This window comes from Pseudomonas sp. KH_017, from assembly GCF_057840285.1.
Window position 1 is genome coordinate 2,120,204 of sequence record NZ_CM174509.1, and the last position, 12,572, is coordinate 2,132,775.

Genomic DNA, 12,572 nt, shown 5'->3' on the forward strand with positions numbered 1-12,572 from the left:
GATGGATTCTTGCTCTGACGTCCAGTCGTCACATCGTCCGAGGGGACTAGGCCTTGGCGGCCTCTGAGCCGACCAAGCTCTTGGGTGGTTGGGTGCATATCCGTTGCTGCGGTAACGGCGGCTTATGGTTTCGCCCTTACGGCGACTCACTTTTTTTAACAAGCGCCTCAAAAAAAGTAAGCAAAAAAAGCGCTCGCCCCGAACGTCCGGCCCCTCGCTAAGGCTCGGGGTTCCTTCGCTCCGGCATTCATCCGGGGGCATCGCCTCCGGTCGGCTTCGCGCGACCTCCTCTCGATGTGTTCGGCTGCGCCGAACGGCGCTGCGCGCCCACCCCCGGATGAACGCCTCCACTCAGCCTGCCGAGGGGGCGGGTGGATCAAGATCAAGAGCTGCAGGCGAGCTAACGCTCGGCCTGATGAGTGGTGAAGAGCGACGCGGTGGTGTGGGCTGCTGTGTTTTTGCTTTTCTGTGGGAGCGAGCTTGCTCGCGATGACGGCCTGCCAGCCGACCTGAAACTGTCGGATGTACCTCGCCCCTGTGGGAGTGAGCCTGCTCGCGATGGCGGCCTGCCAACCAACACATCCCTTTCAGATACACCCCCTGATACCTGTTCCCCCAAAACCATATGGTCCGTTTGAGGGATGTCCGCTCTGTTGCGCATTGCTTGAATGCCAGTGTAGGGGCGCTACACCCGCCCCGTTGCACGCGCGCCCCGGCGGATGGGGTGAACAAAGGAGAACAATAAAAATGCTCAACCAAGACCTGATTCGCCAGCGTCTGAGCCAACGTGCCCGGGAGTTGGTGCCGATCCTGCGTGAACGCGCCCTGAATGCCGCGCAAGCAGGCCAGTTGCCCGAAGAAACCCTGAAGGATTTCCAGGACGCCGGGTTCTTTCGCATCCTGCAACCATCTCGTTGGGAAGGCTATGAGCTGGAACCCAAGGATTTCTTCGACGTACAGATGACCCTTGCCGAAGGCTGCATGTCCTCGGCCTGGGTACTGGGGGTGGTGGCGATCCACAACTGGCAACTGGCACTGTTTGACGACCGCGCCGCGCAGGATGTCTGGGGCAACGATTCCAGCGTGCTGATCTCGTCTTCCTATATGCCGGTCGGCAAGGTCGAACGCGTCGACGGTGGCTTCAAGTTGAGCGGGCGCTGGGGCTTTTCTTCCGGCAGCAAGCATTGCGACTGGGCGTTCCTCGGTGCGCTGGTGCCGCCGGAAGAGGCGGGTGGGGCGCCGGATTACCGGACGTTCCTGGTGCCGCGCAGCGACTACCAGATTCTCGACAACTGGAACGTCATGGGCCTGGAAGCCACCGGTTCCCACGACATTCTGGTCGAGAACGCTTTCGTTCCCGAGTATCGCACTCATCGCTCCCTCGACGGTTTCATGCAGAACAGTCCGGGCAACGCGGTGAACACCGCGCCCTTGTTCCGCCTGCCATTCGGGCAGATTTTCGTGCGTGCGGTTTCGTCCTCGGCTATCGGTGCCCTGCAAGGCGCGGTGGATCAGTTTGTCGAGCACAACCGCGCCCGGGTCGGGGTCAATGACGGTCGCAAAATGGTTCAGGACCCGGCCGCGCAAGCGGCGCTGGCCAATGCCATGGTCTGCGTCGACGAGTGCAAGACCGCGCTGCATCGCAACTTCGCCCTGATGCTGGAGCGCGCGCAGAAGGGTGAGCCGTTGAGCATGCCCGAGCGGGTGAAGATGCGTTACGACTCGGCGCTGGTGGCCGACAAGTGCGCCAAGGCCGTTGGCGACCTGATGTTCAACAGCGGTGCTTCGACGATCTTCCGCAGCCATCCGATCAACCGTGCCTTCCGCGACATTCACACCGGTCGCGCCCATGTCGCCAACAGCCCGGCCAAGTACGCCTGGAACCTCGGCGGCGTGAGCATGGGGCAGGACAGCAACGACTTTTTCCTCTGATTTTTTAACCGAATCGGCTAGTCCGTTTGCGTGATTCGAGCGCCCTGCCAATACCTGAGCATGGGCGCAAGGCACAGGTCTCTGGCGCCGACTGCGCATCCAAATAAGCACAAGGATCAACCATGAAATTTTCCCTGATTTACGAAGCACAGACGGTGGATTCCAGCCGTGAAGGCGACCGCAAGATTTTTGAAGACACCGTTGAGCAGGCCGTGCTGGCCGACAAGCTGGGCTTCGACACCTTCTGGTGCGTGGAGCACACCGCGCTGAGCAACTACTCGCACATGTCCGCGCCGGAAACCATGCTGGCGTTCGTTGCCGGTAAAACCGAGCGCATCGGCATCGGCCACGGCGTGGTCTGCCTGCCTCCGGCGATGAACCACCCGGTGAAAGTCGCCGAGCGCATCGCCACCCTCGACCTGTTGTCCAAGGGCCGTGTGCACTTTGGCGTGGGCAAGGGCGGCACCCAGCAGGAAGCCGGCACCTTCGGCTACGACCTGGCGACCTTGCAGCCGCAGATCGACGAGATGATGTACCTGATCCCGAAAATGTTCGTGCAGGACGAGATCGAGCACAACGGCGACTTCGTGCAGATCCCCAAGCGTCCGATCCATCCAAAGCCGTATCAGGATCCACACCCGCCGATGTACCTGGCGTGCACCAACACCGAGTCGCTGAAAAATGCCGGTGGTCGCGGCATGGGCGCACTGGTGCTGGGCTTCGGTGGCCCGGAAGAGATCGCCAAGAAGGTCGAGGTGTATCACACGGCCTACGACAACCGCGATGAGAAGAAGCAAGTGGGCTTCCGTCCTAACCGCCACATCGCCGCGCTGTGCCCGGCCATCGTGCTGGACGACAACGCAGAAGCGCGCCGCATCGGTATCCGTGGCCAGCGCTACTTCATGGAATCCCTGGGCTACTGGTACGGCGGCGGTGAGCGTCCGGACCCGGAGAAGTGGAAAGACGACACCTACGTCGATGGCAACGGCCAGAGCGTGATCAAGTCGCGCTTCGCCTCGGAAGAAGTCAGCGTCGACTTCTCCGATCCGACCATGGCCATGATGAACCCGAACCACGCCTACGGCACCGTCGAGGATTGCATCGGCTACGTGCAGCGCCTGATCGATGCCGGCGCCGACGAAATCCTGTTCATCTGCCAGATGGGCACCGTGCCGCAGTGGGCGCAGCTGGAAACCCTGAAGAACATTGGCGAGAAGGTGATTCCGCACTTCCGCAAGGGTTGAAAGTTGACGCTAAAGGCGTGAACACAGCTTCACCATTGTGGGAGCGGGCTTGCTCGCGAAGAGGCCGGCACATTCAACATATATGTTGCCTGACACACCGCCTTCGCGAGCAAGCCCGCTCCCACAGTTGATCGCATTTCAGGCCTGGCACGGACGCCAGGCCAACTTTCCAACGGGTCCCCAAGGCCCGTTTTTTTATGCCTACACTAACCTTTACCGCCGCAAATCCCCTGTGGGAGCGGGCTTGCTCGCGAAGAGGCCGGCACATTCAACATTCATGTTGCCTGACACACCGCCTTCGCGAGCAAGCCCGCTCCCACAGGGGATTGGGGCCGCTCTCGCCACCGATGTGCTCTTCAATCAGCGCCTGTTTAACGGCTGTCAGTGTTACTCGATGAAAGCTACAACGCCTTGCGTCGTTGCCTACAGGTACGCCAGAATCCGCCGGCTTGTGCGCCTTGGGGCCCCTCGGTAACTTGATTCGCATCACTGCTCATCAGTGATCGGGTTTAGCAGCTCGGGTATAACCTAAGTCGTACGACGCTTCTATCAGTCAGGTTTTGTGCCTGTATTTTGATGGTGGCTGTACGCAGGGCGCCCTTGGGCGCGCCGGCTTCTTAGGTTCCCCGGTCTGCTAACCTGCGTGCAGCTGCCACCCTCTTCGTTTAGCAGCAGGAGGTTGGCACATCATTAGGAACCTGAGATATGTTCAAAGTCACACCAAACCCGCCGGACACCGATCCAGCATCCCCATACGAACCCGATTCCACAAAACTCAACGAGGCCGCCGAGCGAGCCCTCGCTTACCACTTCCCCTCGACAGCCGACATCAAAGCCACCCCTCGAACCATCAGCACGCTGTTCAGCGTCGACCCAGAGGCCACGACCGAAACCCTGGTGGTCTATCTGGTCGAGACCCTGGCCTCGGTGGATGTGATGGTGCATCAACTGGTGGATCATCTGGAGGGCGGTGATCGCAATGCCCTGCTGGGTATTTCCAATAGCGTCATGCTGGCCGAAATCACCGCGAACCGCGTGCTCGATCAAATCGAACCACCTGCATAAAGCCGCAACACCACTGACCCCTGTGGGAGCAACCTCAATCCCACAGGTACTGCGGCACGGTCAAAATTGCGTAATCACAGCGACTCTGCCTACAGGGATTTCTGCACCTTGACTGAGTGGTCTATAGGCTGTTTATTCTGCGACCCTCAACAAGGAAATCGGCGCCCACCAATGTTGTTGGAGTGCGTCGTTATTAAGGAGGATGGTTTATGTGGATGCGCCTTATTCATCAGCGAGACCGCGAGCGTCAAGGTATTGGTTTCAATCAAATCGAATCGCCATTCTTTGCCGTGTCCAGAGTGCGAGAGGCGCTTCTGAGCCGCCGTGACGAGTTCTTGGGGCTGAATGATTTTTTACTGGCTCATGGACGTTCGCGTGGTCAGCTGACGTACGACGTTATTGAACGAATACTGACTACGGTGAAAGACGGCGATTGGCTGTTGGTTTGCAGTGACCCTTTCAGCCCGCTGAGTGAAGACACAACAGGCAACTATTCACGCATTGGAGTGCGATGTCGTGTGGAGTCGTGGGATTATCCTCTTGTCGCTTCTGCCGACCAACGCAAGCCACCGTTGCCAAAAACCGAACTGGTCGCAAGCCCGCTACCTCAAGAACGCTCAAACATGGCTCAACAATTTGCTATCAAGGCGAAGGCGAGCGATGTCCTCTCCGACGAGCCAGCAACCCTTACTGCCATTACTGTCAACGATAGAGCTGCGATGAGAGAAGCAATCATTAGGCTCGCCCGAAAAAATGGTCGTGAATTTGTAGAAAGATCGTCCTGGGGAGCTCAAGAAGTAAAAGGCGAAATGGTCGACGACTGGGACTACTCGATGATCGCACTTCACCATGCGGGTAGAAGTGTGGGCTGTGGTTTCGGCGCAGGACAAATGCTTGCGATTCAGAGCGAGCATCAGGCCAAATTTGATGACATCGGTTACCACTACGGCATCGACTGTATGGGTAAAGTCTTTGAGGGACGGGACATCCGGTTCAAAGGCTCAAGTGTACATAACTACAACACAGGTGTTATTGGCATCGTATTGCTGGAAAACCTGACAACCGCGGAGGAAGGCGGCGATATGGTTGCTCTTGCCCGTCAGGCTCTTGAAACCATGAATGGCAATATGGACCAGAAAATCCCTGCCATACAAATCGATACCCTACTGAATCTGGTTCAAGCTCTGACCAGTGTTTTCAGGGTGACCACTTTGGGTGGGCACCGTGAGTTCCCCATGCAAGCCGGCGAAGGAAAAATATGCCCTGGCAACATTGGGATGAAACTGGTGAGAGACCTTCGAATCAAAACCAACCTGCAACCACCTTCATTATGAAGCCGCTACTTATCATTTTCCCGATCGCACTCCTCGCTTTCCTCTACATCGGCTTTTACGAAAAGATGGAAGACGCGTACCCGGAAAAAGTTTTTTTCATCAAGAAAAGTCCGACACTTCAGATGAAGTTTGAAAATATTTTCGCGTACGAATCAGATGACAAAAAATTGAGTGAGCTAAGCGATACGGAGCGGCAGTTGGTCATCCAGTACTGCAAGTATCGGTTAGGCGTAATTACGACTTTGAAAAGCCAAAACGAGCTTGAAGAATGTAAAAAAAGGTAGGTTTCATACCTCCGAACCCTCCTCAAACGGGCCTTTATGGCCCGTTTTTTATGCCTGCACCAATCAAATCCGCTAGTCCCATTGGACGATGTTGCCCCTCCCCGAACCCGCTTGAATAGGCCCTACATAAAGTCTCCCCCGGCAGTCGCCGAAGGGCGGCACCGCCTGAGTAAAACGAGGAGTGCATCCATGGATATCCGTGGTCTGGGTTACGTCACCCTGTTATCCAGCGACCTGGCGCAATGGCGCCATTACGCAAGCCAGGTGCTGGGCATGATGGTCATCGGCTCTGATGACGACGAGCACCTGTACCTGAAGATGGACGAGCGCCACTACCGCATCCTGGTGCAGAGGAACGCCGAGAACGGTTTCGGTGCCTGCGGCTGGGAAGTGGCCGGCAAGGCGGCGCTGGAACAGGCGGTCAGCGAGCTGCAACAGGCCGACGTGCAAGTGACCCGTGGCACAGCTACCGAGGCCGAGTTGCGCAAGGTCCAGGAACTGGTGCACTTCAGCGACCCGGATGGCAATCGCCACGAACTGTTCTGGGGGCCGTTGCAGGACTTCGCCCGTTTCGTCTCGCCAGTGGGCGTCAAAGGTTTCGTTACCAACGACCTCGGCATGGGCCACGTCGTATTGCCAGCCCCGGCCTTCGAACGCTGCCGCGACTTCTACGAACAAGTGATGGGTTTCGGCCTGTCGGACCTGATGAAAGTCCGCTTCACCCCGGACCCGGCCGAGCCGCAAAAGCGCATTCACTTCCTGCACTGCAACAACGGCCGCCACCACTCGCTGGCGATTTTCGAGTGCCCGATGCCCCACGGTTGCGTGCACATGATGGTCGAGGTCAATGCGCTGGACGAAGTCGGCCGTGCGCTGGACCGCGTTCACGCCAATGGCGTGAAGCTGTCGGCCACCCTCGGCCAGCACACCAACGACCAGATGATTTCTTTCTATATCAAGACCCCGTCCGGGTTTGACCTGGAATACGGCTGCGACGGCCTGGTGGTCGACTGGGACCGCCACACGCCGTTCGAAAGCACCGTAGTCAGCCACTGGGGCCACGACTTCAGTGTCGGTCGCCAATGAGGAACAAGACGATGGACAAGCAAATGACCACCGCCGAGATTGTCGGCCAACTGCGTGACGGCATGACCATCGGTATCGGTGGCTGGGGCCCGCGCCGCAAGCCGATGGCGCTGGTGCGCGAGATTCTGCGCTCGGACCTCAAGGACCTGACCGTGGTTGCCTACGGCGGGGCCGATGTCGGCATGCTCTGCGCGGCCGGCAAGATCAAGAAACTGGTGTTCGCCTTCGTGTCCCTGGATTTCATTCCGCTGGAGCCGTACTTCCGCAAGGCGCGCCAGGAAGCGGCGCTGGAAGTGATGGAGATCGACGAAGGCATGCTGCTGCTCGGCCTGCGGGCGGCGGCGATGAATGTGCCGTTCATTCCGACCGCCGTCGGCATGGGCACTGACGTGCTGCGCCACAACCGTCAGATCAAGTTGATCGCCTCGCCCTATGCCGACGGCAAGGACTGGGTGGCCATGCCGGCGCTTAAGCTCGACGCAGCGCTGGTCCACGTTGACCGTGCCGACAAACGCGGCGTGTGCCAGATCAGCGGTCCGGATCACTACATGGACGACCTGTTCGTGCGGGCTGCGACCCACGCCTACGTGACCTGCGATGAGCTGGTCGACAGCGAGTACTTCCATCAGGACGCCGCCCATGCGCATCAAGTGTTCTGGGAACGAAACCTGACCACCGCCGTGGCCCACGTGCCGGGTGGGGCGCATCCGTCTTCCTGTGCGCCGCTGTACGGTTTCGACGTCGCGCACTTCAAGGCCTACAACGCCACGGTCCAGGTGGCCGATGGCTGGCAGGGCTATGTCCGCGACTACGTCGACTGCACCCACGAACAGTATCTGGAAAAGGTCGGCGGCCTGGCTGCGATCCGTGAACTGCCGTTGCCGATTTTCTAAGGAGCCTTTTCGATGAGCACTACTGATTTCAGCCTCGCTGAGTTGATGATCTGCGCGGCCTCTGAAGCCTGGCGCGAAGACGGCGAAGTATTGGCCTCCGGTATCGGCGTGATTCCGCGTCTGGCCGCTTCGCTGGCCATGTTGACCAGCAACCCGCAACTGTTGATGACCGACTCCGAAGCCTACATGGTCGCCGAGCCGGTGCCTTTGGGTGCACGTAAGGGCTACGAGCCCAAGCGCGACAGCTGGATGGGTTTCTCGCGGATTTTCGACAACGTCTGGGGCGGCAAGCGCCACGCGCTGGTCGGCCCGACCCAGATCGACCGTTACGGTCAGGCGAACATTTCCTGCATCGGCGACTACGCCAAACCCAAGGCGCAGATGCTCGGCGTGCGCGGTTTCCCCGGTAACTCGATCAGCCACGCCAACTCGTTTTGCGTGCCGAGCCATAACCGTCGGGTGTTTGTCGAAGGCGAGGTCGATATGGTCGCCTCGGTTGGCTACAACCCGGCCCGCCTGGCGCGGGGCTGGTCGCTGGACGACATCGATATCCGCCTGATCATCACCGACCTCTGCGTCCTGGATTTCCAGGGCCCGCAACGGCAGATGCGCATCCGTTCGCTGCACCCCGGCGTGACGGCGGCGCAAGTCCAGGACAACACCGGCTTCGAGCTGCACGTGCCGGACGATCGCCCGACCACGGCAGCGCCGACGGCCGAGCAGTTGCAGCTGATCCAGCGTCTGGACCCGCACAACCTGCGCGCCCTGCAACTCAAAGACAACCCGCCAGGCCAACGCTGAGCAACGCGTTGCGGAGAAAAGTGATGGCTGAACATAACGATAAAAAACAGGCCGATGTGGTGCTCTACGAGGTGTGTGGCGCGGTGGCCCTGGTCACCATGAACCGCCCCGAGTTCCACAACGCGCAGAACTCGCAGATGACCTATGCGCTGGACGCGGCGTTTCGCCGGGCCTGCGATGACGATGAAGTGAAGGTCATCGTGCTGCGTGGTGCCGGCAAGCATTTCTCCGCCGGGCATGACATCGGCACCCCGGGCCGCGACGTCGACAAGACCTTCGACCGCGCCAGCCTGTGGTACGACCATGTGAACAAACCGGGCGGCGAGTTTCTTTATGCCAGGGAGCAGGAAGTCTATCTGGGCATGTGCCGTCGCTGGCGCGAGATGCCCAAGCCGACCATCGCCATGGTCCAAGGCGCGTGCATTGCCGGTGGGCTGATGCTGGCCTGGGTCTGCGACCTGATCGTCGCCAGCGAGGATGCGTATTTCGCCGATCCGGTGGTGCGCATGGGCATTCCCGGTGTGGAGTATTTCGCCCACGTGCATGAATTGAACCCGCGCATCGCCAAGGAATTTCTCTTTCTCGGCGAGCGCATGCCGGCGCCAAGGGCCTATCAGATGGGCATGCTCAATCGGGTGGTTGCTCGCGACGAACTGGAACAACAGACCCTCGACATCGCCGGGCGCATCGCGCAAATGCCGCGCCTGGGCCTGCAACTGAGCAAGCAAGCGGTGAACAACGCCGAAGACCTGATGGGCAAGCGCGCAACCATGGACATGGTGTTCGGCCTGCATCACTTCGCCCATGCCCACAACGAACTGGTGTCCGGCGACCGCCTCGGCGGCTACGACGCCAAAGCCATGGCCAGTTCCCAGCGCAAAACGGGCGAGGCGTGAACATGGCGATCTCGTTGAATACTCGTTTGACTGAACTGCTCGGTTGCCGCTACCCGATCATCCAGACCGCCATGGGCTGGGTCGCCGACCCGAAACTGGTGGCGGCCACGGGCAATGCCGGTGGCTTTGGTTTTCTCGCCGGGGCGACCATCGAACCGCAGCAGATGGAAGCGGCGATTATCGAAACCCGGCGCCTGACCGATCAGCCGTTCGGGGTGAATTTCCATATGTACCAGGCCAATGCCGGCGAGATCGTCGAGCTGGTGTTGCGCCACAAAGTCCGGGCGGTCAGCTACAGCCGTTCGCCGGGCAAGCAAATGATCAGCCGTCTGAAGGACGCCGGGGTGGTGTGCATTCCCACGGTGGGCGCGCTCAAGCATGCGCAGAAAGCCGTGGAAATGGGCGCCGATGCGGTGACCGTACAGGGCGGCGAGGGCGGGGGACACACCGGTTCCGTACCTACTTCGATGCTGCTTGATCAGGTGGTCAATGCCGTGTCGGTGCCCGTGGTGGCGGCCGGCGGATTCAAGGATGGCAAAGGGCTGGTTTCGGCCTTGGCCTACGGCGCCGAAGGCATCGCCATGGGCACTCGCTTTTTGATGTGCGCCGACAGCCCGGTGCCCCAGGCGACGCTTGCCCGTTACCTGGCGGTCAAGGACCCGGCGGCGATCATCATCAGTCGCGCCATCGACGGTATGCCGCAACGGATGATCCGCAACGAATTGCTCAACCAGCTGGAAAACAGCGGCGGCCTCAAGCGCCTGTTGCTGGCCTTGCAGAGTGGCCTGGCCTACCGCCGCCATACGGGCATGAGCCTGACCCAGTTGCTCACTAGCGCGCTGAAGATGCGCGGCAGCGGAGAGCTGACCGCCGCGCAAAGCATCATGGCCGCCAACGCGCCGATGGTGATCCAGAAAGCCATGGTCGACGGGCAACCGGCCGCGGGCGTGTTGCCCGCCGGGCAGATCGCCGCATCCATCGACAGCTTGCCCAGCTGCGCCCAATTGATTGAACAGATCGTCCGTGACGCCGAAGCGCGCCTGGGCGAGCTGTGTCGCCGTGTGTCGTGAAGGGGCCATGCATTGTGAAGGAAGGAAACCATGAAACCATTTAGCGTCAGCATCGAACACGGCATTGCCGAACTGGTCTTCAACCGACCACCGGTCAATGCCTTCAACTGCCAGGGCTGGGCCGATATCGCCAGCGAGATCGAGGGCCTGGGCCGCAACAGCGACGTGCGGGTGATCGTGATCCGTGCCGAAGGTCACGGCTTCTGCGCCGGGGTCGACATCAAGGAACTGGCCGCCGACGGCAACCTGATCGTCGCGGTGAACAAGGGCAACTACGACAGCTTCAAGGCCATTCACCGCAACCCGAAACCGGTGATCGTCGCCGTGCACGGCTTCGTGCTGGGCGGCGGCATCGGCATCTGCGGCGCCGCCGACATCATTGTCGCGTCCGAGTGCGCCACCTTCGGCGTGCCGGAAGTGGATCGCGGGGCCATGGGCGGCGGTGCGCATTTGCAGCGTTTGTTCCCGGTGCAGAAAGTCCGCCACATGTACTTCACCGGCGAGGCCATCGACGCCGCCGAGGCCTACCGCCTGGGCGCGGTGGAGCGGGTGGTCAAGCGCGAAGACTTGCGCGACGCCGCGTTGCAGATCGCCCGCACCATCGCCGCCAAGAGCCCCGGTATGATCAGCCTGGCCAAGGAAGCGCTGAGCGGCATCGAAGACGGCAATCTGGAAGACAAATACCGCTGGGAGCAGGGCTTCACCCTCGAAGCCTACCGCTCACTGGACTCTCAGGAAGCACGCGACTCGTTCGTCGAGAAACGCGATGCCCGATTCAACGGCTGAAGGCATATCCATGGACCTGACCTATACCCCGGCCCAGCAGGCCTTTCGCGTCGAGGCGCGGACCTGGCTGGCGGCCAATGTACCGAGTGAAGCGCTGCAATCGTTCGACACCGAGCCTGGCTTTGCCCAGCACCGCGCCTGGGAAGCCAAACTCAATGAAGGTCGTTGGGGCATGGTCACTTGGCCGACCGAACTCGGTGGGCGCGGCTGCGACCTGATCGAATGGCTGATTTTCGAAGAGGAATACTACCGTTCCGGGGCGCCGGCGCGGGTCAACCAGAACGGCATCTTCCTGCTCGGTCCAACCTTGATGGAGTACGGCAGCGAAGAGCAGAAAGCGCGATTCCTGCCGCGCATGGCCACAGGCGAGGACATCTGGGCCCAGGCCTGGTCCGAGCCGGGTGCCGGTTCCGACATGGCGGCGATCCGTTCCAAGGCTGAACGGGTGGGCGACCACTACGTGATCAACGGCCAGAAAACCTGGTCGACCCGTGCGGTGTGGGCGGATTGGGCGTTCGGTATTTTCCGTACCGACTCGCAGTCCCAGCGTCATCACGGGTTGACCTTCATCCTGCTGCCGCTGGACACGCCGGGCATCACCGTGCGGCCGATTCCGCAGCTCAACGGTTTGCCGGGCTTTGCCGAAATTTTCTTCGACGACGTCAAGGTGCCGGTGGAAAACGCCCTCGGTGGCGAAGGCATGGGCTGGCACGTGGCGATGTCCACCGCCGGTTTCGAGCGTGGTTTGTTGCTGCGTTCACCAGCACGCTTCCAGGAAACCGCCAAGCGTCTGGTGCAGTTGTACCTGGCCAACCGTGAGCACGCCGACCGAGACCCGGCCATTGGCGAGGCCGTGATGCGCGCCTGGCTGGATGCCGAGGCCTACACCCTGAGCACCTACATGACCGCCTCGAAACTGGTGCAGGGCGGCAAGATCGGGCCGGAATCGTCGACCAACAAAATCTACTGGTCGGAACTCGACCAGCGCATGCACGACACCGCCATGAGCATTCTCGGCCTGCGCGGCGAACTGCTGCCGCAAGCCCCGGCCGCCGGTGACGTCGGCCATTGGCTGGAAGGTTTCCTGTTTGCCCAGGCCGGGCCGATCTACGCCGGCACCAACGAGATCCAGCGCAACATCATTGCCGAACGCATGCTCGGCATGCCGCGTGCCTGAGGAA

At 60.5% G+C, this 12,572-nt stretch carries 11 protein-coding genes; all 11 read left to right on the forward strand.

Annotation, left to right across the window (positions count from 1 at the left end; all coding sequences use genetic code 11):
* Nucleotides 1-747: 747 nt before the first annotated feature.
* The 11 genes from AC3IT6_RS09665 to AC3IT6_RS09715 all read left to right on the forward strand — a co-directional run bounded on the left by AC3IT6_RS09665 (nucleotide 748) and on the right by AC3IT6_RS09715 (nucleotide 12,568).
* A complete protein-coding gene (locus tag AC3IT6_RS09665) occupies nucleotides 748-1,932 on the forward strand; it encodes an acyl-CoA dehydrogenase family protein (RefSeq protein WP_489355062.1) in 1,185 nt (394 codons plus the stop codon).
* Nucleotides 1,933-2,054: 122 nt separating this feature from the next.
* Nucleotides 2,055-3,176, forward strand: a complete 1,122-nt coding sequence (locus AC3IT6_RS09670) for an LLM class flavin-dependent oxidoreductase (protein ID WP_056722369.1) — start codon at nucleotides 2,055-2,057, stop codon at nucleotides 3,174-3,176.
* Nucleotides 3,177-3,881: 705 nt separating this feature from the next.
* Nucleotides 3,882-4,241 carry a DUF6124 family protein gene (locus tag AC3IT6_RS09675; protein ID WP_489355064.1) on the forward strand — a complete coding sequence of 120 codons (360 nt, stop codon included), beginning with the start codon at nucleotides 3,882-3,884 and terminating at the stop codon, nucleotides 4,239-4,241.
* Nucleotides 4,242-4,450: 209 nt separating this feature from the next.
* A complete protein-coding gene (locus AC3IT6_RS09680; RefSeq protein ID WP_489355066.1) occupies nucleotides 4,451-5,575 on the forward strand; it encodes a peptidoglycan recognition protein family protein in 1,125 nt (374 codons plus the stop codon).
* Nucleotides 5,576-6,048: 473 nt separating this feature from the next.
* Nucleotides 6,049-6,945: a VOC family protein gene (locus tag AC3IT6_RS09685; protein ID WP_489355068.1), complete on the forward strand. Its 897-nt coding sequence runs from the start codon at nucleotides 6,049-6,051 to the stop codon at nucleotides 6,943-6,945.
* Between the two features lie 11 nt (nucleotides 6,946-6,956).
* Nucleotides 6,957-7,838, forward strand: a complete 882-nt coding sequence (locus AC3IT6_RS09690; RefSeq protein ID WP_489355070.1) for a CoA transferase subunit A — start codon at nucleotides 6,957-6,959, stop codon at nucleotides 7,836-7,838.
* A 12-nt stretch (nucleotides 7,839-7,850) separates the two neighbouring features.
* The gene (locus tag AC3IT6_RS09695; protein ID WP_489355072.1) at nucleotides 7,851-8,639 is read left to right on the forward strand and encodes a CoA-transferase subunit beta; all 789 of its coding nucleotides are present in this window, start codon (nucleotides 7,851-7,853) and stop codon (nucleotides 8,637-8,639) included.
* 23 nt (nucleotides 8,640-8,662) lie between these two features.
* Nucleotides 8,663-9,535, forward strand: a complete 873-nt coding sequence (locus AC3IT6_RS09700) for an enoyl-CoA hydratase (RefSeq protein WP_489355074.1) — start codon at nucleotides 8,663-8,665, stop codon at nucleotides 9,533-9,535.
* Between the two features lie 2 nt (nucleotides 9,536-9,537).
* Complete coding sequence (locus AC3IT6_RS09705; RefSeq protein ID WP_110662092.1) at nucleotides 9,538-10,605, forward strand: NAD(P)H-dependent flavin oxidoreductase; 1,068 nt, start codon at nucleotides 9,538-9,540, stop codon at nucleotides 10,603-10,605.
* A 30-nt stretch (nucleotides 10,606-10,635) separates the two neighbouring features.
* Entirely contained in the window at nucleotides 10,636-11,391 is a 756-nt protein-coding gene (locus AC3IT6_RS09710; RefSeq protein ID WP_489355076.1) for an enoyl-CoA hydratase family protein, read from the forward strand.
* Nucleotides 11,392-11,401: 10 nt separating this feature from the next.
* Nucleotides 11,402-12,568: an acyl-CoA dehydrogenase family protein gene (locus AC3IT6_RS09715; protein ID WP_489356511.1), complete on the forward strand. Its 1,167-nt coding sequence runs from the start codon at nucleotides 11,402-11,404 to the stop codon at nucleotides 12,566-12,568.
* The last annotated feature ends 4 nt before the right edge of the window (nucleotides 12,569-12,572 follow it).